This window comes from Pseudomonas sp. LBUM1679 (genome assembly GCF_059695565.1).
In genome coordinates, this window is the sequence record NZ_CP166774.1 from 6,979,667 (window position 1) to 7,004,882 (window position 25,216).

Below are 25,216 nucleotides of genomic sequence, written 5' to 3' on the forward strand. Positions count from 1 at the left end.
CAAGCCCGCTCCCACAGGATCTGTGTCGAGCACTTATCGTGTTTCAATGCAAAATACTGTGGGAGCGGGCTTGCCCGCGATGAGGCCCGCACATTCACCACAAAACACTAGACCGGCAAACTCGTCGTGGACTTGATCTCCGACAACGCCACAATCGAATTGACCTCCTGAATCCCTGGCACCATCGACAACTTCTCGAAGAAGAAGCGCTCATACGCCTCGATATCTGCCGTGACGATCCGCAGCATGAAATCCACCGACCCCATCAGCACATAACACTCCAGCACTTCGGGAAAACCACGAATCGCCTCGGTGAACCCGGTGAAGTTCGAACGCCCGTGGGCGTTGAGTTTGATTTCGGCAAAGATCTGCGTATTGAGACCGATCTTCTTGCGATCGAGCAAGGTGACCTGACCGCGGATGATCCCCTCCTCCTTCATCCGCTGAATCCGCCGCCAGCACGGTGACTGCGAAAGGCCCACCTGTTCGGCGATCTGCGCGCTGGAAAGTGAGGCGTCCTCTTGCAGCAACGCGAGAATCTTGCGGTCGTAGCTGTCCAGCTGGCTGTGCATAGATAAACCCGGAATTGATATTTCTACGAATTGAGTGATTCTGAAATTCGCTTATAAGCCCAATCATAGATAAGAAATACCGGGTAACGCATGTAAAAATTCCTCCAGTGATTTTGGAGTCCGACCATGCCGTATCTTGAAGCTGTATCCACCCCGCCCACCCGTGCCGATGTCTGGAACGTCAGCAACGCTCACTGCCGCGTGCACTATCAATTGCAGGCCGAAGCCGAGCCGGATCTGCTGTGCCGGGCGCTCAACCTGTTCGCCTTGCAGTGCCTGACGCCGCAACAGGTCAACGTGCAGCGCAGGAACGATCTACTGTCGATCGACATCGTCATCGACGGCCTGAGTTGGCACCGGGCCCAGGTGATCGCGGACAAACTGCGTAACCTGATCAGTGTCTGCTCGGTGGATCTGCAAGCGGCTGATTCTGCGTGGGGCCAAGCGGCGCAGGCCGCGGGCTGAAAAATTCTGACACGGCTTCGTCGGGTAGTGGCCCAACGGTCTGCGGGTCCGCGACTATCCTTTGCGAACTGTTGTTCACGAGGAGCCCGCATGTCCGTTCAACTTGTCATTCAGGACCGCTGGCTGGATCTCAATGAGTTACTGCGCGAGTTGGTTGCCCAAGGCTTTATCAGCCAGGATTCGGCCGAGCACGCGCTCAATGCCCGACGCCGTCACGCCACCCATGGCCAGATGCACCCGTTGGAATTCATCGCCAGCCAGCACCTGGAAGACCTCAGCCGTCCCGGCAAACACCTGGATCTGGAAAGCCTGACCCTGTGGCTGTCGCAGCAGGCCGGCCAGCCTTACTTGCGCATCGACCCGCTGAAAATCAACGTCGCGGCCATTACTCCGCTGATGTCCTATGCCTTCGCCCAGCGCCATAAGATTCTCGCCGTCTCCATCGACCGTGACGCGGTGACCGTGGCCAGCGCCCAGCCCTACGTCAACGGCTGGGAAGCGGACCTGACCCACGTGTTGAAACTGCCCATCAAGCGCGTGGTGGCCAACCCGGTGGACATCCAGCGCTTCAGCGTGGAGTTCTTCCGCCTGGCCAAATCGGTCAGCGGCGCGACCAATGCCGATCAGCAAACGAGCACCCTGGGCAACTTCGAACAGTTGCTCAACCTCGGCGCCAGCGACCAGGAACCGGACGCCAACGATGCGCACATCGTCAACATCGTCGACTGGCTGTTCCAGTACGCGTTCCAGCAGCGGGCCAGCGATATCCACATCGAACCCCGGCGCGAGCAAGGCACCGTGCGTTTTCGCATCGATGGCGTGCTGCACAACGTCTATCAGTTCCCGCCGCAGGTGACCATGGCCATCGTCAGCCGCCTGAAGAGCCTGGGGCGAATGAACGTCGCGGAAAAACGCAAACCCCAGGACGGCCGGGTAAAAACCAAGACCCCCGACGGCGGCGAAGTCGAGCTGCGGCTGTCGACGTTGCCGACCGCGTTTGGCGAAAAAATGGTCATGCGAATCTTCGACCCGGAAGTGTTGCTCAAGGATTTCGACCAGCTGGGTTTCTCCGCCGAAGACCTGCGCCGCTGGCAGGACATGACGAGCCAGCCCAACGGCATCATTCTGGTGACCGGGCCGACCGGCTCGGGCAAAACCACTACGCTCTACACCACCCTCAAGAAACTGGCGACGCCGGAGGTCAATCTCTGCACCATTGAAGACCCGATCGAGATGGTCGAGCCGGCGTTCAACCAGATGCAGGTCCAGCACAACATCGACCTGACTTTTGCCGCCGGTGTGCGCGCGCTGATGCGCCAGGATCCGGACATCATCATGATCGGCGAGATCCGCGATCTGGAAACCGCAGAAATGGCGATCCAGGCAGCCCTTACCGGTCACCTGGTGCTCTCGACCTTGCACACCAACGATGCGCCCAGCGCCATCAGCCGTCTGCTGGAACTCGGCGTGCCCCATTACCTGATCAAAGCCACCGTGCTCGGCGTCATGGCCCAGCGGCTGGTCCGCACCTTGTGCCCGCACTGCAAGGCCCCGCTGACATTAAGTGAAGAAGACTGGCAAACCCTGACCAGACCCTGGCAAGCGCCATTACCCGGCAATGCCCAACGCGCCATCGGTTGCCTGGAATGCCGCGACACCGGTTATCGCGGGCGGGCCGGGGTTTACGAAATCATGCAGCTGACGGACGGGGTCAAGGCGCTGATCAACCCCGACACCGATCTGATGGCGGTACGGCGTCAGGCATTCAAGGAAGGCATGCGCAGTTTGCGGCTGTCGGGGGCGCAGAAAGTCGCGGCAGGTTTGACCACGATCGAGGAAGTGCTGCGGGTAACGCCCCAGAGTGAGCAGAAATAAACCCTATTGTGTCTCCTGATGATGCGAGGGCAGACTTGCAGTACTTATCCCCGACCCACGCCGCTACACTCCTGCGATCGCCATTTCATTGATCAACAGGGAATTGTTATGCAGATCGGTAGCGTGCTTTTACTTTTTGTCGGCCTGGTGGTCGCCATTCTGTTCATGGGTTTCAAGGTCGTGCCGCAGGGCTACCAGTGGACGGTCGAACGTTTCGGCCGTTACACCAACACCCTCAAGCCGGGCCTGAACATCATCATTCCGGTCATGGACCGCATCGGTCGCAAGATCAACGTGATGGAAAGCGTGCTGGATATCCCGCCGCAGGAAGTCATCACCGCCGACAATGCCACAGTGCAGATCGACGCGGTGTGCTTCTTCCAGGTGGTCAACACCGCCCAGGCCGCTTACGAGGTGAACAACCTCGAACACGCGATCCGCAACCTGCTGCAAACCAACATCCGTACCGTGCTGGGTTCCATGGAACTGGACGCGATGCTCAGCCAGCGTGACGGAATCAACGAAAAGCTGCTGCGCACCGTCGACGAAGCCACGGCGCCGTGGGGCATCAAGATCACCCGGATCGAGATCAAGGACATCAGCCCGCCGGCCGACCTGATGGCGGCGATGTCGGGGCAGATGAAAGCCGAGCGGATCAAGCGCGCACAAATTCTTGAAGCCGAAGGCCTGCGTGCCGCCGCCATCCTGACCGCCGAAGGCAAGAAGCAGGCGCAGATCCTGGAGGCCGAGGGTGGTCGTCAGGCCGCGTTCCTCGAAGCCGAAGCCCGTGAACGTCAAGCCGAAGCCGAAGCCCAGGCGACCAAAGTGGTGTCCGAAGCCATCGCTGGCGGTAACGTGCAGGCGGTCAACTACTTCGTCGCGCAGAAGTACATCGATGCGCTGGGCAAACTGGCGTCGGCCAACAACAGCAAAGTGATCCTGATGCCGCTTGAGGCCAGCTCGATGATCGGCGCGGTCGGCGGCATCGGTGAAATCGTCAAGGCCACGTTCGATAACAGGAAAGCCTGAGGCGCGCCATGTGGGCATTTCTGCAGCATTTATCGTTCTGGGACTGGCTGGCATTGGGCACCGTGCTGCTGATCCTCGAAGTGTTCGGTGCCGGCGGCTATTTGCTGTGGATCGGCATGGCTGCCGCCGCCGTGGGTGTGTTGACCTTTGTCGCGCCGCCTATGCCCTGGGAGCTTCAGTTTCTGCTGTTCGGCCTGCTCTCCATCGCCACCGCGCTGTACTGGTGGCGACGTCAGCGCAGCGCCGTGCGCGAGAGTGATGAGCCGAACCTGAATCTGCGCGGCCAGGAACTGATCGGCAAAACCTTTGTGGTGCATGAAGCGATTATCGATGGTCGCGGCAAGATCAAGGTCGCCGACGGCGTGTGGATGGCCCGGGGCCCTGATGCAACAACGGGTAGCCGGGTTCGTGTGATCGGGCAGCAAGGGGCGATTTTGCTGGTGGAGCCGGCTGAATGAGCGATGAGGGAACTCGACTGGGGGATTGGCAATCAAACGCCGTAGTTAACCCAGTGGAGTCACCCAATATGCGTCTCAAACTTGCTGTCGCTACCATCGCATTGCTGTCCCTTCCTATAGGTTCGGCGATGGCCGACAGCTTTTGGCGTAACGTCATCTCCTCCGGTGCGACCACCGGCTCGACTTACCTGACCTTCAAGGATCACAAGTTGATCGTTGCCGCCCAGGACGATGCCGGCAGCTTCGTCGCCAGTGACGGCGGCATCCGCGGCCCGTATCTGGAAGCGGCGATGCAGAAGGTCCGTGCCGACAACCCGGGCCTGCAGGCCACGGACATGGAATTGGCCAATGCGATTCTGGCGAAGAATGCTGTCGCGTCCGAATAAGCTTTACCGCTGAACAAAAAATGCCGCTCCCATGAGCGGCATTTTTTATGGACCTACACAAAACCCTGTGGGAGCGGGCTTGCCCGCGATGAGGCCATTAGCCTCAACACTGATGTCGACTGACAGTACGCCATCGCGGGCAAGCCCGCTCCCACAGGGTTTGCGTGTGTCCCGCGGTTTAGCGGTAATCATCCACCGGCACACACGCACAGAACAGATTGCGATCGCCGTAAACATTGTCCACTCGATTCACCACCGGCCAATATTTGTGCGCCTTGGTGTGCGCATCCGGCGTCACCGCCTGCTCGATGCTGTAAGGCCGCTCCCACACCCCGGTGATGTCAGCCAAGGTGTGCGGCGAACGTTTCAGCGGGTTGTCTTCGGCCGACCAGTTGCCGTTCTGCACCTCGGTGATTTCCGCGCGGATGCTCAGCATCGCTCCGATGAAACGATCCAGCTCGGCCTTCGATTCACTCTCGGTCGGTTCGACCATCAGCGTCCCCGGCACCGGAAACGACATGGTCGGCGCGTGGAAGCCGTAGTCCATCAGGCGCTTGGCCACGTCCTCTTCACTGATCCCGGTCAACACTTTGAGCGGTCGCAGGTCGAGGATGCATTCGTGGGCCACCCGTTCGTTACGTCCGGTATAGAGCACCGGAAAAGCGCCGGACAAATGCTGCGCGAGGTAATTCGCGGCGAGGATCGCCACCTCGCTGGCGTCCGCCAGTTGCGGGCCCATCATGGCGATGTACATCCAGCTGATCGGCAGAATGCTCGCGCTGCCCCAGGGCGCCGCGCTGACGGCACCGTTCTCCGGCAGTGGCCCTTCGAGCGGTACCACCGGGTGATTGGCCACGAACGGCGCCAGATGAGCGCGCACGCCAATCGGCCCCATGCCCGGCCCGCCCCCGCCATGAGGAATGCAGAAGGTCTTGTGCAGGTTCATGTGGGACACATCGGCGCCAATGTCCGCCGGCCGGGCGAGCCCGACCTGCGCATTGAGGTTGGCGCCATCCATGTACACCTGGCCGCCGTGACTGTGGATCACTTCACAGATTTCACTGATGCCTTCCTCGTACACGCCGTGGGTCGAAGGATAAGTCGCCATCAGGCAGGCGAGTTTGTCCGAGGCGGCAGCGGCTTTTTGTTTCAGGTCATCCAGATCGACGTTACCCGCCTCGTCGCACTCGACGATCACCACTCGCATCCCGGCCATTTGCGCCGAGGCCGGGTTGGTGCCATGGGCCGAAGACGGGATCAGGCAGATATCCCGCGCCCCCTGCTGGCGGCTCTCATGATATTTGCGGATCGCCAGCAACCCGGCGTACTCGCCCTGGGCGCCGGAGTTGGGTTGCATGCAGATCGCATCGAAACCGGTAATCGCACAGAGCCAGCGTTCCAACTCCTCGATCATCAGCGAATAGCCGACCGCCTGTTCTTTCGGCACAAAAGGGTGCAGGTTGGCGAATTGTGGCCAGGTGATGGGAATCATCTCGCTGGTGGCATTGAGTTTCATGGTGCAGGAGCCGAGCGGGATCATCGATTGATTGAGCGCCAGGTCTTTGTTTTCCAATTGTTTGAGGTAACGCAGCATCTCCGTTTCGCTGTGGTGTGCGCTGAACACCGGGTGACGTAAATAAGGTGAGGTCCGCATCAGCCCGTCAGGAATGCCGCAATCCAGGGTTTCGGCGTCCAGTTCGTCGACGTTGAGCCCATGATCGGCACCGAGAAATACATCGAACAATTTTGCCACGGTGCGCTCGTCAGAGGTTTCGTCGAGGCTCAGACCCAACTGCCCACGCCCGAGAATGCGCAAGTTGATCTGCACGGCCTGGGCGCTTTCGATGATTGCAGTCTGAGTGCCACCGACCTCCAGGGTCAGTGTGTCGAAAAAATGCTGGTTGAGGCGGGTGATGCCATGTCGCGCAAGGCCCTCGGCGAGGATGCAGGTCAGCCGATGAACCCGCTGTGCAATCCGCTTCAGCCCTTCCGGGCCGTGGTAGACCGCGTAGAAGCTGGCGATGTTGGCCAGCAGTACCTGGGCAGTGCAGATGTTCGAATTGGCCTTCTCCCGGCGGATGTGTTGCTCGCGGGTTTGCAGGGCCATGCGCAAAGCGACATTGCCGCGAGCATCTTTCGACACGCCGATGATCCGCCCGGGAATCGCTCGCTTGTACTCATCGCGACTGGCAAAAAACGCCGCGTGGGGCCCGCCGTAGCCCATGGGCACGCCGAAGCGCTGGGATGAGCCGAACACCACATCGGCGCCCAACTCCCCTGGCGGAGTCAGCAACAGCAGGCTCAGCAGATCGGTGGCGACACAGGCCAGGGCCTGCTGGGCATGCAGGTGATCGATCAAGGGTCGCAGATCGCGGATCTCGCCATGGGTATCGGGGTATTGCAGCAGCGCGCCGAACACCTGGTGCTGTTTCAAGTTATCCACAGCGTCGATGACCAGCTCGAAACCGAAGCCTTCGGCACGGGTCTGCACCACGGAAATCGTCTGCGGATGACAGTTTTCGTCAACGAAGAACAGATTGCTCCTGGACTTGGCGACACGCTTGGCCAGTGCCATGGCTTCCGCCGCTGCGGTGGCTTCATCCAGCAGCGAGGCGTTGGCCAGTTCCAGCCCCGTGAGGTCGATGGTCAATTGCTGGAAGTTGAGCAGCGCTTCGAGCCGCCCTTGGGCGATCTCCGGTTGATAGGGTGTGTAGGCGGTGTACCAGCCGGGATTTTCCAGCACGTTGCGCACAATGACAGGCGGGGTGAGGGTGGCGTGGTAGCCCATCCCGATCAGGCTGGTCCAGACCTGGTTCTGCTCGGCGTAACCGCGAAGCTTGGCCAGCGCGGCTTCTTCGTCGAGGGCGGGGGGCAGGTCCAGCGCGCGGTTCAGGCGGATTCCCGGTGGCACCGTCTGCTCGATCAACTCGACCCGGCTGCCGAGGCCGAGGCTGTCGAGCATGGCCTGCTGCTCGGCGGCATCGGGCCCGAGATGGCGGCGAAGAAAGGCATTGGGGTCGCGTAACTGGCTCAAGGACGGCAACTGGGACATGACGGGCTCTCTCTTGACTGGCGCTCAACGTCGATGCAACACGGTCAAACCAGCATAGCAGCCGATGCCGACAGCGAACCCCTGTAGGAGCGAGCGGGCGGCGATCCGACTTGCCCGCGAAGGCGGTGCGTCAACCAATCAGCTATCGACTGGCACACCGCCTTCGCGGGCAAGCCTCGCTCCTACAGGGATTATCGTCAGGCGAAAAAAAGCCCCGACGAGTCGGGGCTTCGGGAGGTCGCTTGAGGCTTACTCGCCAATGGCAGCCTTGTAACCCGCCGCGTCGAGCAGCTTGTCCAGATCACCGGCGTTGCTTGGCTTGAGCTTGAAGATCCAAGCGCCATACGGGTCGGTGTTGAGCGACTCAGGCGAAGCGCCCAGGTCTTCGTTGACCGCGATCACTTCACCGGCAATCGGTGAATAGATATCGGAAGCCGCTTTAACCGACTCCACCACACCGGATTGATCACCGGCAGCGAAGACTTTTCCGACTTCGGTCAGCTCAACGAACACCACATCGCCCAAGGCTTCCTGAGCGTGATCGCTGATGCCCACGGTGACGGTGCCATCGGCTTCCAGGCGGGCCCATTCGTGACTTTCGGCAAAACGCAGGTCGGCAGGGATATCGCTCATATTCTGTGTCCTCAAGAAAAATGTCAGCGGTCGTTGCCCGCCAGAAAAGGTTAGATCAAGGTTTTGCCATGGCGTACGAAGGTCGGTTTGACCACTCGGACCGGGTACCACTTGCCACGGATTTCCACTTCAGCGCGGTCGGCAGTTGCCATCGGCACGCGCGCCAGTGCTATCGACTTGCTTAGCGTAGGAGAGAAACTACCACTGGTGATCTCCCCTTCGCCAACATTGGCGATGCGAACCACCTGATGAGCGCGCAAAACCCCACGCTCCTCAAGGACCAGACCGACCAGTTTATGCTGTACACCACCGGCCCGCTCGGCTTCCAGGGCAGTGCGACCGATGAACTGACGTGTGGCCGGCTCCCAGGCAATGCTCCAGGCCATGTTGGAGGCCAGCGGCGAAACGTCTTGATGAATGTCCTGACCGTAAAGGTTCATGCCTGCTTCGACACGCAAGGTATCCCGCGCGCCGAGGCCGATGGGGGAAATGCCCGCCCCCACCAGGTCGTTGAAGAATCCTGGCGCCTGGTCGGCCGGCAAAATGATTTCCAGACCGTCTTCACCGGTGTAACCGGTGCGCGCGATAAACCAGTCACCGTCGGGCTGGCCTTCAAAAGGCTTGAGCAGCTGGATCAGATTGCCGCGGGACTGAGTCACCAGTTCAGCGATTTTTTGCCGGGCCTGAGGACCTTGAATGGCCAGCATCGCCAACTCCGAGCGCTCATTGAGTTGCACGTCATAGTCACCGAGGTGGGCCTGCATCCAGACCAGGTCCTGATTACGGGTGGAGGCGTTGACCACCAGCCGATAACCGTCGTCGAGGCGATAGACGATCATGTCGTCGACGATGCCCCCGCGCTCATTGAGCATGGTGCTGTACAAGGCACGGCCAGGGCTGTGCAGACGCTCGACGTCATTGGCCAGCAAATGCTGGAGCCAGGCCTTCGCCTGGGGGCCGCTGACATCGATCACGGTCATGTGGGATACATCGAAAACCCCGCAATCGCGGCGCACCTGATGGTGCTCCTCGACCTGCGAGCCGTAATGCAGAGGCATATCCCAACCGCCAAAATCGACCATCTTCGCACCGAGGGCGAGATGAAGGTCATACAGAGGCGTACGCTGTCCCATGGGTTTCTCCTTCCGGGCGTGGCGAAGGTGCGGGCCGGTGCTGCACGGCCTTGAAATAAAAGGCTTTCAGCCGATTTCAGCTACCGGGTCTGTAGGACGGACCGCACCGAATGCCGCGCATTGTAGCCTCAAGGTGTAGGACTGACACCTAGCTGTTTCGATGCGCTGAACGTCTTATCAATCCGATGACCGGTAACAAGCCGACCAGGACCAGCGTCAGTGCCGGCAACGACGCCCTCGCCCACTCTCCTTCGCTGGTCATTTCGAAGATGCGCACCGCCAGCGTGTCCCAGCCAAACGGGCGCATCAGCAGGGTTGCAGGCATTTCCTTGAGCACGTCGACGAACACCAGCAAACCGGCGCTCAGGGTGCCAGGCACCAATAACGGCAGATACACTTTGAAAAACAGTCGTGGCCCGCTCACGCCAAGGCTGCGTGCCGCTTCGGGCAAAGATGGCCGTATTCGCGCCAGGCTACTTTCCAGCGGCCCGTAGGCGACGGCGATGAACCGCACCAGATAGGCCAGCAACAAGGCTGACAGACTGCCGAGCAGCAAGGGTTTACCGGCGCCACCGAGCCAGTTCGAGAACGGGATCACCAGCTCGCGATCCAGGTAACTGAACGCCAGCATGATCGACACGGCCAGCACCGAACCGGGCAAGGCGTAGCCGAGGTTGGCCAGGCTGACACCGGAACGTATCGCCCGGGTCGGTGCCAGCCTGCGGGCAAACGCCAGCACCAGGGCGACACCGACGGTGATCAGCGCCGCCATCCCACCCAGGTACAAGGTATGGACGATCAGCCCGGCGTAACGCTCATCCAGATCGAAGCGCCCGCGCTGCCAGAACCACACCACCAGTTGCAGCATCGGAATCACGAAGGCACAGGCGAAGACCAGGCCGCACCACATCATGGCGGCCAGCGCCTTGAAGCCATGCAGGTGATACAACGCCTTGACCCGAGGTCGCTCGTTGCTCGCCCGATTCGCCCCGCGGGCGCGACGCTCGCCGTACAACACGACCATCACCACCAGCAACAGCAGGCTGGCCAGTTGCGCGGCAGTCGAGAGGCTGAAGAATCCGTACCAGGTTTTGTAGATGGCGGTGGTGAACGTGTCGAAGTTGAACACCGACACGGCGCCGAAATCGGCCAGGGTTTCCATCAACGCCAATGCCACGCCCGCACCGATGGCTGGGCGTGCCATCGGCAAGGCCACCCGCCAGAACGCCTGCCACGGCGATTGCCCCAGAACCCGTGCCGCTTCCATCAAGCCTTTGCCCTGGGCCAGGAACGCGGTTCGCGCCAACAGGTACACATAGGGATAGAAAACCAGCACCAGCACCACAATCACCCCGCCGGTGGAGCGCACTCGCGGCCATCTCATGCCGCTGCCGAACCATTCGCGCAGCAGGGTTTGCACCGGGCCTGCAAAATCCAGCAAACCCACAAAAACGAATGCCAACACATAAGCGGGAATCGCGAACGGCAGCATCAAGGCCCAGTCCAGCCAACGCCGACCGGGGAATTCGCAGAGGCTGGTGAGCCAGGCCAGGCTCACACCCAGGACCGTTACGCCGACACCGACGCCGAGGACCAACGTCAGGGTGTTGCCGAGCAGGCGCGACATCTGGGTATCCCAGAGGTGGGACCAGATCTGTTGGTCGATGGTTTGCCATGACAACAGCAAGACGCTGAGGGGCAGCAGGACCAGCGCAGCGATGGCGAAGACCAGGGGATACCAGCGGCGTTGGGCGGGGTGGGCCAAGGAAGGTCTCTCGCAAGGAAATCGTCAAGTGTAGGGAAAACGCAAAAAGATCGTCCGAACGCGGCCCGAGCCTGCGGCAGCTCCTACATTGGGATGGTGTTCACCCTGTAGGAGCTGCCGAAGGCTGCGATCTTTTGATCTTTAACGGTAAAAACTCAGTTCCAGCCAGCCCGATCCATCATGCGAATCGCTTCAGCCTGACGCTTGCCGGCAATTTCCACCGGCAAGGTATCGGCGACGAACTTGCCCCAGCTCGCCACTTCAGCGGAGGGCTGCACGGCGGGGTTGGCCGGGAATTCCTGGTTCACGTCGGCGAAGATCTTCTGCGCCTCAGGCGTGGTCATCCACTCGACCAGCGCCTTGGCCGCTTCCGGGTGCGGAGCATGTTTGGTCAGGCCGATGCCCGACAGGTTGACGTGCACGCCACGGTCGCCCTGGTTTGGCCAGAACAGCTTCACCGCCAGGTCAGGCTTCTGCTTGTGCAGGCGGCCATAGTAGTAGGTGTTGACGATACCGACGTCGCACTGGCCCGCATTGATCGCTTCCAGCACCGCAACGTCGTCGGAGAACACGTCGGTGGACAGGTTGTTGACCCAGCCCTTGAGGATCTTCTCGGTTTTGTCGGCACCGTGGACTTCGATCATGGTGGCGGTCAGGGACTGGTTGTAGACCTTCTTCGCCGTGCGCAGGCACAGGCGACCTTCCCAATTCTTGTCGGCCAGACCTTCATAGGTGGTCAGTTCACCGGGTTTCACCCGATCGGTGGAGTAGGCGATGGTCCGCGCCCGCAGGCTCAGGCCGGTCCAGGCATGGGCGGAGGAGCGATATTGCAGCGGGATGTTGGCGTCGATGGTTTTCGAGGTGAAGGGTTGCAGGATGCCCATCTGCTCGGCCTGCCAGAGATTGCCGGCATCGACGGTCAGCAGCAGGTCGGCGGTGGCATTCTCGCCCTCGGCCTTGATCCGCTGCATCAACGGCGCTTCCTTGTCGGTGATGAACTTCACCTGTACCCCGGTTTTCGCGGTATAGGCATCGAACACCGGCTTGATCAGCTCATCGATACGCGAGGAGTAGACCACCACCTCGTCGGCGGCCTGGGCAAGGGTGCTGCCGATCAGGGTCAGGGCCAGTGCGGTCAGTAGACGCTTGGGTGCCAACATGGGCGCGGTCTCTCGATTGAAAAAGTGAGAACAAATGATAAGGACTCACATTTGCCTTCTCAATCGAACAGTGGGTGGAGGAGTTACCAGATGTTGCACAGTTTGAAATTTGTGGTGGATTTAACGACGCCATCGCGGGCAAGCCCGCTCCCACAGGTATTTGGGTGTTAATGCTTTATATGTGAGCGCTAAAGACCCTTGTGGGAGCGGGCTTGCCCCGGGCGGCGTTCCGACGAAGGGGCCATCAGCCTCAGCGAAGATGTCAGGCTTTGGCAAGTGCCGGCAGATCCCCAATCAACCCCAACGCCTCACGCACAAACAACGCCTTCGCCTCTGGCATCTGATCAACCATCTTCAACCCCGCATTACGCAACCAGCGCACCGGCAGCGGGTCAGCCTGGAATAACCGTTCAAAGCCTTCCATCGCCGCCATCAACGCCAGATTATGCGGCATGCGCCGACGCTCATAACGACTGAGCACTTTCACATCCGCCAATCGCTCGCCACGGGCAGCCGCTTGCAACAGCACCTCGGCCAGCACGGCGGCATCGAGGAAACCGAGGTTCACCCCCTGCCCGGCCAATGGGTGAATGGTATGGGCCGCATCGCCGATCAACGCCAGGCCTTCAGCCACGTAGCGCTTGGCATGGCGTTGACGCAGCGGCACGCACAGTCGCGGATCGGCGCTGAGCACGGTGCCCAGCCGACCTTCGAAGGCGCGCTCCAGTTCCTTGCAGAAACCGGCGTCGTCCAGCGTCATCAGGCGTTCGGCTTCGCTCGGCGTGGTCGACCAGACGATCGAACACCAGTCCTGCTGACCGTCACGCTCCAGCGGCAGAAATGCCAATGGACCGTCATCAGTGAAACGCTGCCAGGCGGTCATTCGATGAGGTTCGGTGCTGCGCACGCTGGTCACGATCGCGTGGTGCAGGTAATCCCACTCGCGGGTCGCTACGCCAGCCAGGCGCCGCACTGCCGAGTTGGCACCATCGGCGGCGATGACCAACGGCGCGCGCAAGGTGCGGCCATCGGCCAACGTCAGCAGCCAGTCGTCGCCGGAGCGGCGCATCTGCTCCAGACGCGCATTGGCCAGCATCCCCAGGTCGCAGTCGTGCAGGCGGTCGAGCAAGGCATCCTGCACCACGCGGTTCTCGACGATATGCCCGAGCACTTGCGCATGCACGCTGGTCGCCGAGAAATGGATCTGCCCGGTACCGCTGCCGTCCCAGACATGCATGTCGGTGTAAGGACTGCTGCGCCGATCGACGATGCCATCCCAGACGCCCAGGCGATCGAGAATCCGCTGGCTGGCGATCGACAATGCGCTCACCCGAGGTTCGAATGGAGCCTGTGCGTCAAAGGGTTTGACGGTCATCGGGCTGCCGTCGAGCAGCAAGACTTCCAGCCCGCTGTCCTGCAATGCCAGCGCCAGGGCGCTACCCACCATTCCGGCCCCGACAATCAGCAGATCTGCGCGCATTTCCATGCTTTAAGCCTGTCTCGCTTGCGGCTTGAGCCGCACGTAAAGGGTTTTCTCGGCCCGCGCCACCAGAGTGCCGGAGCCGTCGTGAATATCGAGCTGCAACTGCTTAACCATCAGGACGCGTACCCAGCCCCATGGCCTGTCGCGCGAACCAGCGCTTGGCCGGTGGCAGCAGATCGAGACCGAGCAGGCCGATATTGCGGCCCAGGGAAACCAGCGGCTGGGTGCTGCCGAACAAGCGGGTGACCTGATCGGAGAAGCCCACGGTCAGGCTCTGATCCAGACGCTGGCGTTCGCGGTAGGCCTGCAGGGTGGCGAAGTCGCCGGGCGGGTTTTCGCTGCCCAGCAGCGCTTCGGCCAATGCCTGGGCATCGCGCAGGGACAAATTGAAACCTTGCCCTGCAATCGGGTGCAGGCTGTGAGCGGCATTGCCCAGTATTGCCAGATGCGGACGCACCTGCTCTTCGGCCTCGATCAAAGACAGCGGATACAGATGCCGTACACCCACCTGCTTCAAAGTCCCGAGACGATAACCGAACACGCCCTGCAACTCGCTGAGGAAACTTCGCTCATCAAGCGCCGCCAGCCGTTGCGCGTCCATGCCCAGACGGGTCCAGATCAACGCACAGCGGTTGTCCGGCAATGGCAACAACGCCATCGGCCCCTCATCCGTGAAGCGCTCGAAGGCCATGCCGTTGTGCGCTTCACTCGGCGTGACGTTGGCGATCAGCGCGCTCTGGTGATAGGGACGGGTCTTGATGCCGATGCCCAATTGCTCGCGCAGGCCGGAACGGCCGCCATCAGCGAGCACCGCAAGGTCGCATTCCAGGGTGGTTTCATCGTTGAGGACCAGGCGATAGCCATCGGTCAACGGCTCCATGCGCGTGACCTCCGCCGGACAACGCCAGCTGATCACATCCTTGTCCAGGCCTTGCCAGAGGCATTGGCCGAGCCAGGCGTTTTCCACCACATAGCCCAGCGCCGGTACGCCCTCTTCCATCGCCGACAGGCGCGCGGTGGAGAAACGTCCGCGGTCGGAGACATGAATCTGCTTGATCGGCTCGGCGCGGCGGGAAATTTCCTGCCACACGCCCAGCCTTTGATAAATCTGCCGAGCGCCGTACGACAGCGCCGAAGAGCGGGCATCGTAGCTCGGCTGGTAGGTGTCGCCCGGAGCAAAGGGTTCGATCAGCACGATCTTCCAGCCACGGGCCTTGGCCCCGGCCTGCAAGGCCAATGCCAGGCTGGCACCGACCAGACCGCCACCGATGATTGCCAGATTGACTCGACTCATGCCGCTTGTGTCCGTGCGGCGGCCATCAAGGCCTCGATCTCGGCGACCGTTTTCGGCACGCCATGGGTCAGGATTTCACAGCCGGTTTTGGTGACCACTACGTCGTCCTCGATGCGCACGCCAATGCCGCGCCATTTCTTCGCTACGTTCTGGTTGTCCGGGGCAATGTAGATGCCCGGTTCCACGGTCAGCGCCATGCCGACTTCCAGCACGCGCCATTCACCGCCGACCTTGTACTCGCCGACGTCGTGCACATCCATGCCCAACCAGTGACCGGCGCGGTGCATGTAAAACGCTTTATGGGCTTCGCGGGCGATCAATTCATCAACGTCACCTTGTAACAGGCCCAGCTTCACCAGACCCGCGGTTATCACCCGGACCGTGGCTTCGTGGGCCTGGTTCCAGTGTTTGTCCGGGGCGATCTCGGCAAAGGCGGCTTCCTGAGCCGCCAGCACCAACTCGTAGATCGCCTTCTGCTCGGGTGAATACTTGCCGTTGACCGGCCAGGTGCGGGTGATGTCGCTGGCGTAGCAATCGATCTCGCAGCCGGCATCGATCAGCACCAGATCACCGTCCTTGAGCACCGCATCATTCTGCTGGTAATGCAGGATGCAGCTGTTGCGCCCTGAGGCGACGATCGAGCCATAGGCCGGCATTTTCGCCCCGCCCTTGCGGAATTCGTAGTCGAGTTCGGCTTCGAGACTGAACTCATGCAGCCCGGCCCGGCTGGCCTGCATCGCGCGGATGTGTGCCTGGGCGGAAATTCGAGCGGCCTCGCGCATCACCTTCACTTCTGCCGCCGATTTATACAGGCGCATGTCGTGAAGCAGATGATCCAGGGCAACGAATTCGTTCGGCGGCTGGGCGCCGAGGTGTGCTTTAGAGCGGATTACGTTGATCCAGTCCATCAGGTGCCGATCGAATTCCGGGTTGCTGCCCATGGCCGAATACACCCGGTCGCGCCCTTCGATCAGGCCCGGCAGGATGTCGTCGATGTCGGTGATGGGAAAGGCGTCGTCGGCGCCGAAGTCGCGGATCGCGCCTTCCTGGCCGGCACGCAGGCCGTCCCACAGCTCTCGTTCGGCATTGCGTTCACGGCAGAACAACACGTATTCGCCATGTTCGCGACCGGGCATCAGCACAATGACGGCCTGCGGCTCGGGGAAACCGCTGAGGTACTGGAAATCGCTGTCCTGCCGGTAGACGTGCTCTACGTCGCGGTTGCGGATGGCTACCGCGGAGGCAGGCAGTATGGCGATGCTGTTGGGTACCATCTGCGCCATCAGGGCCTTGCGGCGACGGCTGTATTCCGATTTCGGGATATGAATCATGGGCAGATGGCTATTCCTGGCTCGCGATTAGTGCAACGACGGTTTGGCGGCAGCCGGCGCATCCGGCTTTTTGGTCTCGGTAAACAGCAGCAGCGGCGCGACGCGCAGGTATTCCATGACTTCCATGTAATCGCTCTCGCCATCGTCGGATTCTTCCAGGGCGTCTTGCACCTGTGAAATAGCCGCCAGATCCTGAAGTACTTCGGTGGCCTCGGTGCTCAGCATGCTGCTGTCACGGCAGTTCAGGCCGAAACCGCTGAGGAAGCCCTGGCACCATTGGCCCAGTGCGGCGGCGCGGTCGGCCAGTGGCTCGTCATCGGTCGGCAGCAGCAAAACGACGGTCACGTCGTCGCCGGTGAGCTCGCCCTTGACCATCTCCTGCAAGCCGATCAAGGCGTTGCGGACATTATCTTGCGGCTCGCTTTCGAGCAGCTCGGCGGCATCGACCAGCCAGCCTTCGGCATCGAAACCGGCACCGGCGCAACTGCGACCGAGCAGCAGGCCATGCAGTTCGGCAGGCGAGACAGGATGGCCGCTGGTTTTCAGCAGCGTGGCGAAGGCTTGGTACGGAGAATTCTGAATGGGCATGGGCAGCTAGGCGCCAGACGGCGCTATGTCTAGAATGAAGGCCTTGTATCCTACATCGACTACCCCTGTAGGAGCGAGCTTGTTCCGGGCGGCGTTCCGACGATGGTCGCCAACGATAACGCTGGGAACCTGAAACCCCGCGGCGTTCTCGGGCTCATCACGAGCAAGCTCGCTCCTACAGTCCAACCCCCATCAGACAGTGAAGACAATGGAAGACACCGACCTGCAAGCACTGATGGCCAGGCTCGAGCTGCTAATTAGCCGAGTCGAGCAACTAAAGAGTCAAAACGGACTCCTATTAGCTCAGGAAAAGACCTGGCGCGAGGAACGCGCTCACCTCATTGAAAAGAACGAAATCGCCCGGCGTAAGGTCGAATCAATGATTTCGCGCCTCAAGGCCCTGGAGCAAGACTCATGAGTTCAAGCAATAGCGTTACCGTGCAGATCCTCGACAAAGAATATTCGATCATCTGCCCCCAGGAAGAGCGCAGCAATCTGGTGAGCGCGGCCCGTTACCTGGACGGCAAGATGCGCGAAATCCGCAGCAGCGGCAAAGTCATCGGCGCCGATCGCATCGCCGTGATGGCCGCGCTGAACATCACCCACGATCTCCTGCACAAGGAAGAACGACCGGATGTGCAGGCCAATGGCTCGACCCGGGAGCAGGTTCGCGACCTGCTGGATCGCGTCGATCTGGTGCTCGCCACCGATCCGGACGTCACCAAGGGCTGATTCGTCTCACCGCATGAGGTATACTCGCATCACTCCCTGGGGTGCTTGCCAGTTGACCACGTCCCTGAGCCGATTCGCACTACCCTGGAGGTTGCACGTTGGGCTGGTGTGCATGTCCGCTAGACGGAAAGCCTTAAAGCCTACTGCATCTTCCACCTTGAACTTTCGGGTTCAAGGGCTAAGTCAGCAGCGGTACATCCGGGGAGCCTGATTCCAGCCCGATGCCGGTTTAAATACCGGCATCGGCTTTTTTACGGGTACGCTTTACGTACTCGCCCTGCCGAAGCCGGAATACATGACCGAACCTGCGCTGCTGCCCCGCCCGCAACTTCGACGCATGCTGCGCAAGGCCCGCCGCGCATTGACCCCCAGTCAACAGCGCCAGGCTGCTCGCGGGCTGTACAAGCAACTGGCCCAACAGCCTTTGTTCCGGCGCGCCAAACACATCTCGCTGTACCTGCCTACCGACGGTGAAATCGATCCGCGTGTGCTGCTGCGTGCCGCGCAACGCCGAGGCAAGGCCACCTATCTGCCGGTGCTCAGTGCCTGGCCGCGAACCAAAATGGTGTTCCAGCGAATTCGTCCTGGCGAAAAGCTCAAACTCAATCGTTTCCGCATTCTCGAACCCCGGCATAACCTCGCCCGACAACGCAAAGTCTGGGCGCTGGACCTGGTGCTGCTGCCACTGGTCGGGTTTGACGATGTCGGCGGACGCCTGGGCATGGGCGGCGGCTTCTACGATCGCAGCCTGGCGTACCTGGCGCGGCGCAAAAACTGGCGCAAGCCGACGTTATTGGGCCTGGCCCATGAGTGTCAGAAGGTAGAACGATTGGCTCAGGCCAGCTGGGATGTGCCGTTACAGGGAACGGTGACGGACAAGGCCTGGTATTACGCAGGCTAGACGCCACTGCGATCAGCGGCGTCGGCAAGACAGCTTCAGCGCTTGAAGGCCAACGGCTGTTGTAGCTGTTGCGTTTGCTGCGCGATCTCGATCGGTGCATCGGGGGTGTTGTTCCACAGGCTTTGGGCATAGCCGGTGGTCACCACGCCGAGGCCGAACAAAATCACCAAAATCCATAGTAAATCCGGTTTGCGTTTCATCGATTGCCCCCCAAAGGCACATCAACACGATGACAGCAGCGGTTTCCGTTGTAGGCCGTGCAGCAGCGTCTAGCTGAGAAGGGCGGCATTCTGCGACAACGTGAACCGACACGCAAACGCTGGCGTCAACCGACCGTCGGTTTGTCATAAAATTGCCGGACAACTTGCCCACTTACCTCGCAAGGAGCAAAACCATGGCCTATTGGCTGATGAAATCCGAGCCCGATGAACTCTCGATCAAGGATCTGGAGAAGCTCGGCAAAGCGCGCTGGGACGGGGTTCGCAACTACCAGGCACGCAATTTCCTGCGGGCCATGGCGGTGGGCGACGCGTTTTTCTTTTACCACTCCAGCTGCCCCGAACCGGGCATTGCCGGAATCGGCAAGATTGTCGAAGCCGCGTACCCGGACCCGACGGCGCTCGAGCCGGAGAGTCATTACTTCGACCCGAAGGCAACGGCAGAGAAAAACGCCTGGAGCGCGATTGAGGTCGCGCATGTCGAGACGTTTTCCAACGTGTTGAAGCTGGATTATCTGAAGCAGCAGACGGCACTGGCGCAGATGCCGTTGGTCCAGAAAGGGTCGAGGCTGTCGGTGATGCCGGTTACCCCTGAGCAATGGGCGGCGGTGATTGCGCTCAAGCCGTAAAACTCTCCAGCGCTACTCCAAATGTCATCGCGGGCAAGCCCGCTCCCACAAGTATTTGTGTGGGAGCACGATTATGTGTTCACCACAGAAACCTGTGGGAGCGAGCTTGCTCCGGGCGGCGTTCCGACGATGAGGCCACCCCGGACAACGAAGTTCTTACTGGATAATGAGGTTGTTGAACAACAAATCCTCAACCACCGGCTTGCCGGTCTCGTCGCTCATCACTTGCCGGGTCTGCTTCAAAGCCTCCTGACGCAGCTTCTCCTTGGCCTCGACATTGTTCATCGCCTCGGTGGTCTGCTGCGCAAACAACCCCACCAACTGATTACGAATCAGCGGCTCATTGGCCTTCACCAGCTTGGTCGCCTCGTCCCCGGTCACCCGCAATGCCACATCAGCCTTGTAGACCTTGAGCTTCGGCGTACCGTCCAGGCCATAGTTACCCACGAACGGCGGGCTCAAGGTGATGTAATTGACCTTCGGCGCTGCACCTTCTTCAGCTTCTTCAGCCACCGCTGCCACGGGCAGAGACAGGGCCAGCAACAACATGATCCACGCTTTCACACTTCGCTCCTTATCCGGTTTGCGGCCTAGCATATCGACCCGCCGCGCCAGCACAAGCTTATGGCGGCCTATCAGGGCGGGGCATGCTCGTTGACCCTTCAATTCACACACCTACACTTATCGGCCATCACTCCCAAAGGAATAGCCCTGATGAAAGCCGTGCTGTGCAAAGCCTTCGGCCCTGCCGAATCGCTGGTGCTGGAAGACGTCGCCAGCCCTGTCGCGAAGAAGAATGAAATCCTGCTGAAGGTGCACGCCGCCGGGGTGAATTTCCCCGACACGCTGATCATCGAGGGCAAATACCAGTTCAAGCCGCCCTTCCCCTTTTCCCCCGGTGGCGAAGCGGCGGGCGTGATCAGTGCGGTGGGCGAAAAGGTCAGTCATCTGAAGGTCGGCGACCGGGTCATGGCCCTGACCGGCTGGGGCAGCTTTGCCGAAGAAGTGGCGGTGCCGGGCTATAACGTACTGCCGATCCCGTCGCCCATGGACTTCAACACCGCCGCCGCCTTCAGCATGACTTATGGCACCTCGATGCACGCGCTCAAGCAACGGGGCCATCTGCAACCGGGTGAAACCCTGCTGGTGCTCGGCGCTTCCGGCGGTGTCGGCCTGGCAGCGGTGGAAATCGGCAAAGCCATGGGTGCCCGGGTGATCGCGGCCGCCAGCAGCGCGGAAAAACTCGCCGTGGCCAAGGCGGCCGGCGCCGACGAGCTGATCAACTACAGCGAAACCAGCCTCAAGGACGAAATCAAACGCCTGACCGACGGCCAGGGCGCCGACGTGATCTACGACCCGGTGGGCGGCGACCTGTTCGACCAGGCCATCCGTGCCATCGCCTGGAACGGGCGCCTGTTGGTGGTCGGTTTCGCCAGCGGACGCATCCCGGAACTGCCGGTTAACCTGGCGCTGCTCAAAGGTGCAGCCGTGGTCGGCGTGTTCTGGGGCGCGTTTGCCCAGCGTCAGCCTCAGGACAACGCGGCAAACTTCCAGCAATTGTTTGGCTGGTTTGCCGAGGGCAAGCTGAAGCCGCTGGTGTCGCAGGTGTATCCACTGAGCAGTGCGGCGCAGGCGATCAATGATCTGGGCCAGCGCAAGGCGGTTGGCAAGGTGGTGGTGCAGGTTCGCTGAATCCAGTGGAGCGGTCTGGACCTCGAACGAGTTATTCAGACCGCCTCATGACGAGCGGGGAGCTACAGCAGTTGGCGAATCTCCTCCGGCAGCAAACTCATGTATTTGAGCACCGGGCCGCTACGGCAACTCCTGACTATCGTCGGCACACGCTTATTCAGCTTGGCAATCCATTCCAGGCGCTGCTCCTTCGGCAATTGGGTGACATGAAACACGTTCGACAGATACGCCCGGGTGTAATGAAACGGCGCAGCATCCACCCACGCAGACTCCGGGACATTGAGCAGTTGCTCGTTGACGTCGCGACATTTCAATTTCTTAAGCCACTGGTTGGTGTGGATCGGCGAATCGAGATCCAGGCGGAAGACCAATGGAGCAATAATTTCCTGCTTCGCAGGCTTGTCTTTATCAACCGTCCAAGGCTTGAACCGCCACTGCTCTATCGCAACCCTGCTCGCTTCGGCCAGGTCAGGATGATCGCTTTCCAGGATTCTCACCTTGCTCACCGAACCATCGGCATTGGCGATGAACTCGACTCGGACATTGCCGGTTATGCCAGCCCTCAGAAGCGCTGCGGGATAAATCGGCTTTGGGTTGTTTTCCGGTATCAGAAAGAACTCCCCCGCCCTGATATCAACAGATAAACCCAGCAACAGCACACACACAAACCACCGCATAACCCTTTCTCCTCCCTGACTAAACACCAGAACTCCCATGCAAAGCTTACGCAGCTGCGACCTGAAACAAAACGTCGCAACTTCTCCTTTAAACGAAGGACGCTTCTCAAAAACCAGTACTCATCCGCACAGATGAGGCGCGAAAGATGGAAGTGGTAACCCTTCCTACAACGTCCTTCACTTACGTCTGAGCGACATGTTCGCAAGAGAACATACGACCACCCAAATTTCCGTTGTTCGACCACTGCCAAGCGGTGCTATTTTCGGTAACGAAACTGTAACATTCGCATCCGCAGCAAAAACAAGAAATCTGGAGCTTTTGAATGTTTGCTTTCTTTCGTCCTGCCGCACATCAGGCTCCATTGCCTGAAGAAAAAATAGACAACACCTACCGTCGCCTTCGCTGGCAGATCTTCGCCGGGATTTTTATCGGCTACGCCGGTTATTACCTGCTGCGCAAAAACTTCTCCCTGGCCATGCCCTATCTGATCGAAGAGGGCTATACCCGTGGTGAGCTGGGCCTGGCGTTGTCGGCGATTGCCATCGCCTACGGCCTGTCCAAGTTCTTGATGGGCATCGTGTCCGACCGTTCCAATCCGCGTTTCTTCCTGCCCTTCGGCCTGCTGGTATCGGCCGGGGTGATGTTCATTTTCGGCTTTGCGCCCTGGGCGACGTCCAGCGTGACCATCATGTTCATCCTGCTCTTCATCAACGGCTGGGCCCAGGGCATGGGCTGGCCGCCGAGCGGGCGGACGATGGTGCACTGGTGGTCGCAGAAGGAGCGCGGTGGCGTGGTGTCGTTATGGAACGTGGCGCATAACGTCGGCGGCGGCCTGATCGGCCCGTTGTTCCTGCTCGGCATGGGCCTGTTCAATGACTGGCACGCGGCGTTTTACGTGCCGGCGGCGGTCGCCATGGCGGTGGCGGTATTTGCCTTCGTCACCATGCGCGACACCCCGCAATCGGTGGGCCTGCCGCCGATCGAGAAGTACAAGAACGACTACCCGGAAGGCTACGACGCCAGCCACGAAGAAGAATTCAGCGCCAAGGAAATCTTCGTCAAATACGTGCTGCGCAACAAAATGCTCTGGTACATCGCCCTGGCCAACGTCTTCGTCTACCTGTTGCGCTACGGCGTACTGGACTGGGCACCGACCTACCTCAAGGAAGCGAAAGGCTTCACCGTGGATAAAACCTCGTGGGCGTACTTTTTCTACGAGTGGGCGGGTATTCCGGGCACGCTGCTGTGCGGCTGGATGTCGGACAAGATCTTCCGCGGCAACCGTGGCCTGACCGGCATGGTGTTCATGGCATTGGTCACCGTAGCGACCCTGGTTTACTGGCTGAACCCGGCGGGTAACCCGACCGTCGACATGATCGCGCTGGTTTCAATCGGCTTCCTGATCTACGGCCCGGTCATGCTGATCGGCCTGCAAGCACTGGAACTGGCACCGAAGAAAGCGGCCGGTACGGCCGCGGGCTTTACCGGGCTGTTCGGTTATCTGGGGGGGTCGGTCGCGGCCAGTGCTGCCATGGGCTACACCGTGGACCACTTCGGTTGGGACGGCGGTTTCGTCTTGCTGATCGGCGCGTGCCTGCTGGCGATGGCCTTCCTCGCCCCGACCCTGCGGCACAAACAAGTCGCCAGTCAGAGCCGCGAAGCACTCGCCTGATCGGCCGCTGATTTGCAGCGCTTGAGCCGCGCCTCCAGATTCCGGTCTGGCATGGCGTGGCTACGCAGAGCGCTGGCGGTCTGCTCGACATAATCGCGGGTAGTACCGTAGCGCCCGCAGGCGTTTTCGAACACATGGCTCAGCACATGATCCGGCAAGTTGCCGGCATAGCTGGGCAGGTGCCGCTCCAGTACGAATCCCAACGCCTGAACCTGGCTGCCATCTTCAAGACGGCAGTTGAGCCAGTGCGGGCGATAGGACGGGAATGGCATCTCACGCTGCCAAAGGGCGTACAGCGAGGCTTCGAGTTGATCTTCGGGCAAACGATAGGCGAAGCCGCTGCAAGAACCGCCGCGATCCAGGCCAAACACCAGGCCCGGAACTTCCGGTGTGCCGCGATGTTCGTGCGACCACAGATATAAACCGCGATGATAGCCATGCACACGACCGCGCACTCGCTCCACCGCCGGGCACTCAGGCCGCCAGATCAGCGAACCATAAGCGAACAGCCAGACCGGCCCGCCTTTATGGCGTGCCATGGTCGACTGCATCGAGGTGAGCAATTGTTCGTGCGTAAGCTGCGGTCCCAGATCGAGCCGCGGCGGATAAGGCGAATTCAGGAATGCAGTTTCAATAGCGCTCATGGGATCAGGTGTTCGGCCTCACGGAGTTACAAGATGTAAAAACTTCGACCTATTAGAAGATATAGCAGTAAATTTGAAACAAAAAGTACTAAGGGTTGTATATCTTCGAATATCGCCTCAATCGATTAATCAGCCTTCATCCATATAGCCTAAACCCATTTAGAGAATATTTTAAATATCAGAATGAAATAAGGATAAGCTTTCGGGAGGAATCGGTACTTCAAACTTTCAAGAAAAGTCCTACCGAGTTGCCAGATTAATCATCTGGTTAGGGGCGGGGCCACCCACGTATAACAGCTTCCACCGAGGCGTTCTCTCATCCGCCTCCCCGGGAGTCAGGAATGAAGTATTCATGGATGTACGGCCTGTTCGTGCTGATCCAGACCAGTCACGCATTGGCTCTGGATACCGCTACACACACAGCGGACAAGGACTTCTGGTATGCGCAGACCAGTATTTATACACGACACTATTCGCCGTCCCCTGAGCACAATAACCAACAGAATCTGCTGGGTCTGGAACGCAACCTGGCCTCTGGGGCGATTTTTGGCGCGACAACGTTTCGCAATTCGTACCGCCAGCGGTCGTATTACGCGTACGCGGGCAAGCGATATCAACGTTCCGACTATCCGGTTTACTTGAAACTCTCCGGCGGTTTACTTAAGGACTATAAAGGCGAATATCGGAAAAAAGTACCGCTCAATCGCCTGGGGATAGCGCCGGTGATCTTTCCATCCGTAGGGGTGCATTACGGCCCGATCGGTGCCGAGGTCGTACTGCTGGGCACCAATGCCGCGATGATAACCACCGGGCTGCGCTTTTAGGC

The 25,216-nt window shown here is 60.2% G+C and carries 26 protein-coding genes, 1 other RNA gene and 1 pseudogene; 13 read left to right on the plus strand and 15 right to left on the minus strand.

Translation table 11 applies throughout. From position 1 onward, the window contains the following. Positions 1-107: 107 nt before the first annotated feature. Positions 108-572: an Lrp/AsnC family transcriptional regulator gene (locus ACA062_RS31950; protein ID WP_064680346.1), complete on the minus strand. Its 465-nt coding sequence runs from the start codon at positions 570-572 to the stop codon at positions 108-110. Between the two features lie 126 nt (positions 573-698). Here ACA062_RS31950 and ACA062_RS31955 point away from each other — a divergent pair, with 126 nt between their 5' ends. The 5 genes from ACA062_RS31955 (at position 699) to ACA062_RS31975 (ending at position 4,785) form a co-directional block, all read left to right on the plus strand. After that, positions 699-1,037: an ACT-like domain-containing protein gene (locus tag ACA062_RS31955; RefSeq protein WP_497454516.1), complete on the plus strand. Its 339-nt coding sequence runs from the start codon at positions 699-701 to the stop codon at positions 1,035-1,037. Between the two features lie 90 nt (positions 1,038-1,127). Beyond that, positions 1,128-2,912, plus strand: a complete 1,785-nt coding sequence (gene tfpB, locus ACA062_RS31960) for a type IV pilus assembly ATPase TfpB (RefSeq protein WP_497454517.1) — start codon at positions 1,128-1,130, stop codon at positions 2,910-2,912. Between the two features lie 108 nt (positions 2,913-3,020). Further along, positions 3,021-3,941, plus strand: a complete 921-nt coding sequence (locus tag ACA062_RS31965; protein ID WP_497454518.1) for an SPFH domain-containing protein — start codon at positions 3,021-3,023, stop codon at positions 3,939-3,941. Between the two features lie 8 nt (positions 3,942-3,949). Beyond that, entirely contained in the window at positions 3,950-4,399 is a 450-nt protein-coding gene (locus ACA062_RS31970) for an NfeD family protein (protein ID WP_497454519.1), read from the plus strand. A gap of 68 nt (positions 4,400-4,467) precedes the next feature. Next, positions 4,468-4,785 carry a DUF2388 domain-containing protein gene (locus ACA062_RS31975; protein WP_497454520.1) on the plus strand — a complete coding sequence of 106 codons (318 nt, stop codon included), beginning with the start codon at positions 4,468-4,470 and terminating at the stop codon, positions 4,783-4,785. 178 nt (positions 4,786-4,963) lie between these two features. On the opposite strand, the gene gcvP is transcribed toward ACA062_RS31975, so the two are convergent. From gcvP to ACA062_RS32025, 10 genes and pseudogenes are all read right to left on the minus strand, one after another. Next, entirely contained in the window at positions 4,964-7,837 is a 2,874-nt protein-coding gene (gene gcvP / locus ACA062_RS31980) for an aminomethyl-transferring glycine dehydrogenase (RefSeq protein WP_497454521.1), read from the minus strand. Between the two features lie 249 nt (positions 7,838-8,086). Next, positions 8,087-8,470 (minus strand): glycine cleavage system protein GcvH, encoded by a 384-nt coding sequence (gene gcvH / locus ACA062_RS31985; protein ID WP_497454522.1) that lies wholly within the window; start codon positions 8,468-8,470, stop codon positions 8,087-8,089. Between the two features lie 50 nt (positions 8,471-8,520). Further along, positions 8,521-9,603: a glycine cleavage system aminomethyltransferase GcvT gene (gene gcvT / locus ACA062_RS31990; RefSeq protein ID WP_497454523.1), complete on the minus strand. Its 1,083-nt coding sequence runs from the start codon at positions 9,601-9,603 to the stop codon at positions 8,521-8,523. 148 nt (positions 9,604-9,751) lie between these two features. After that, entirely contained in the window at positions 9,752-11,368 is a 1,617-nt protein-coding gene (locus ACA062_RS31995; RefSeq protein ID WP_497454524.1) for an ABC transporter permease, read from the minus strand. A 155-nt stretch (positions 11,369-11,523) separates the two neighbouring features. Further along, entirely contained in the window at positions 11,524-12,528 is a 1,005-nt protein-coding gene (locus ACA062_RS32000; protein ID WP_150765623.1) for an extracellular solute-binding protein, read from the minus strand. A 262-nt stretch (positions 12,529-12,790) separates the two neighbouring features. Continuing rightward, positions 12,791-14,008, minus strand: a complete 1,218-nt coding sequence (locus ACA062_RS32005) for a 2-octaprenyl-3-methyl-6-methoxy-1,4-benzoquinol hydroxylase (protein ID WP_497457524.1) — start codon at positions 14,006-14,008, stop codon at positions 12,791-12,793. A 9-nt stretch (positions 14,009-14,017) separates the two neighbouring features. Beyond that, positions 14,018-14,116 (minus strand): annotated as a pseudogene (locus tag ACA062_RS32010) (tetrameric acyl-CoA thioesterase); the annotation flags it as partial. Position 14,117: 1 nt separating this feature from the next. Beyond that, positions 14,118-15,305 (minus strand): 2-octaprenyl-6-methoxyphenyl hydroxylase, encoded by a 1,188-nt coding sequence (ubiH, locus tag ACA062_RS32015; protein ID WP_497454525.1) that lies wholly within the window; start codon positions 15,303-15,305, stop codon positions 14,118-14,120. Further along, the gene (gene pepP / locus ACA062_RS32020) at positions 15,302-16,636 is read right to left on the minus strand and encodes a Xaa-Pro aminopeptidase (RefSeq protein WP_497454526.1); all 1,335 of its coding nucleotides are present in this window, start codon (positions 16,634-16,636) and stop codon (positions 15,302-15,304) included. Before pepP ends, ubiH begins: the two co-directional genes overlap by 4 nt. Positions 16,637-16,663: 27 nt before the next feature. Next, entirely contained in the window at positions 16,664-17,224 is a 561-nt protein-coding gene (locus ACA062_RS32025) for a YecA/YgfB family protein (protein ID WP_497454527.1), read from the minus strand. A 208-nt stretch (positions 17,225-17,432) separates the two neighbouring features. On the opposite strand from ACA062_RS32025, the gene ACA062_RS32030 reads away from it, so the two are divergent. From ACA062_RS32030 to ACA062_RS32045, 4 genes are all read left to right on the plus strand, one after another. Next, entirely contained in the window at positions 17,433-17,642 is a 210-nt protein-coding gene (locus tag ACA062_RS32030; protein WP_007942437.1) for a TIGR02449 family protein, read from the plus strand. After that, positions 17,639-17,956 carry a cell division protein ZapA gene (locus tag ACA062_RS32035; protein WP_201190290.1) on the plus strand — a complete coding sequence of 106 codons (318 nt, stop codon included), beginning with the start codon at positions 17,639-17,641 and terminating at the stop codon, positions 17,954-17,956. Before ACA062_RS32030 ends, ACA062_RS32035 begins: the two co-directional genes overlap by 4 nt. 30 nt (positions 17,957-17,986) lie before the next feature. After that, a non-coding RNA gene (gene ssrS, locus ACA062_RS32040) (6S RNA) lies at positions 17,987-18,165 on the plus strand. Positions 18,166-18,251: 86 nt separating this feature from the next. Further along, on the plus strand, positions 18,252-18,857 hold the full coding sequence (locus tag ACA062_RS32045) for a 5-formyltetrahydrofolate cyclo-ligase (RefSeq protein ID WP_497454528.1): 606 nt from the start codon (positions 18,252-18,254) through the stop codon (positions 18,855-18,857). Positions 18,858-18,892: 35 nt separating this feature from the next. Here the strand turns inward: ACA062_RS32045 and ACA062_RS32050 are convergent, their stop codons facing one another. Next, positions 18,893-19,057, minus strand: coding sequence for a hypothetical protein (locus tag ACA062_RS32050; protein WP_497454529.1), 165 nt, complete (start codon positions 19,055-19,057; stop codon positions 18,893-18,895). 194 nt (positions 19,058-19,251) lie between these two features. Here ACA062_RS32050 and ACA062_RS32055 point away from each other — a divergent pair, with 194 nt between their 5' ends. Continuing rightward, on the plus strand, positions 19,252-19,704 hold the full coding sequence (locus ACA062_RS32055) for an EVE domain-containing protein (protein ID WP_497454530.1): 453 nt from the start codon (positions 19,252-19,254) through the stop codon (positions 19,702-19,704). A 156-nt stretch (positions 19,705-19,860) separates the two neighbouring features. Here ACA062_RS32055 and ACA062_RS32060 read toward each other — a convergent pair whose 3' ends face one another. Continuing rightward, positions 19,861-20,268, minus strand: a complete 408-nt coding sequence (locus ACA062_RS32060; RefSeq protein ID WP_497454531.1) for a flagellar basal body-associated protein FliL — start codon at positions 20,266-20,268, stop codon at positions 19,861-19,863. A 150-nt stretch (positions 20,269-20,418) separates the two neighbouring features. Here ACA062_RS32060 and ACA062_RS32065 point away from each other — a divergent pair, with 150 nt between their 5' ends. Continuing rightward, the gene (locus tag ACA062_RS32065; protein WP_497454532.1) at positions 20,419-21,396 is read left to right on the plus strand and encodes an NADPH:quinone oxidoreductase family protein; all 978 of its coding nucleotides are present in this window, start codon (positions 20,419-20,421) and stop codon (positions 21,394-21,396) included. A 62-nt stretch (positions 21,397-21,458) separates the two neighbouring features. Here ACA062_RS32065 and ACA062_RS32070 read toward each other — a convergent pair whose 3' ends face one another. Next, on the minus strand, positions 21,459-22,073 hold the full coding sequence (locus tag ACA062_RS32070) for an energy transducer TonB (RefSeq protein ID WP_497454533.1): 615 nt from the start codon (positions 22,071-22,073) through the stop codon (positions 21,459-21,461). A 323-nt stretch (positions 22,074-22,396) separates the two neighbouring features. Here ACA062_RS32070 and glpT point away from each other — a divergent pair, with 323 nt between their 5' ends. Then, positions 22,397-23,746 (plus strand): glycerol-3-phosphate transporter, encoded by a 1,350-nt coding sequence (gene glpT / locus ACA062_RS32075; RefSeq protein WP_497454534.1) that lies wholly within the window; start codon positions 22,397-22,399, stop codon positions 23,744-23,746. On the opposite strand, the gene ACA062_RS32080 is transcribed toward glpT, so the two are convergent. Further along, positions 23,722-24,390, minus strand: coding sequence for a gamma-glutamylcyclotransferase (locus ACA062_RS32080; RefSeq protein WP_497454535.1), 669 nt, complete (start codon positions 24,388-24,390; stop codon positions 23,722-23,724). The two genes, glpT and ACA062_RS32080, sit on opposite strands and share 25 nt — an antisense overlap. 341 nt (positions 24,391-24,731) lie before the next feature. On the opposite strand from ACA062_RS32080, the gene ACA062_RS32085 reads away from it, so the two are divergent. Beyond that, a complete protein-coding gene (locus tag ACA062_RS32085) occupies positions 24,732-25,214 on the plus strand; it encodes a sn-glycerol-3-phosphate transporter (RefSeq protein ID WP_497454536.1) in 483 nt (160 codons plus the stop codon). Positions 25,215-25,216 lie beyond the last annotated feature (2 nt).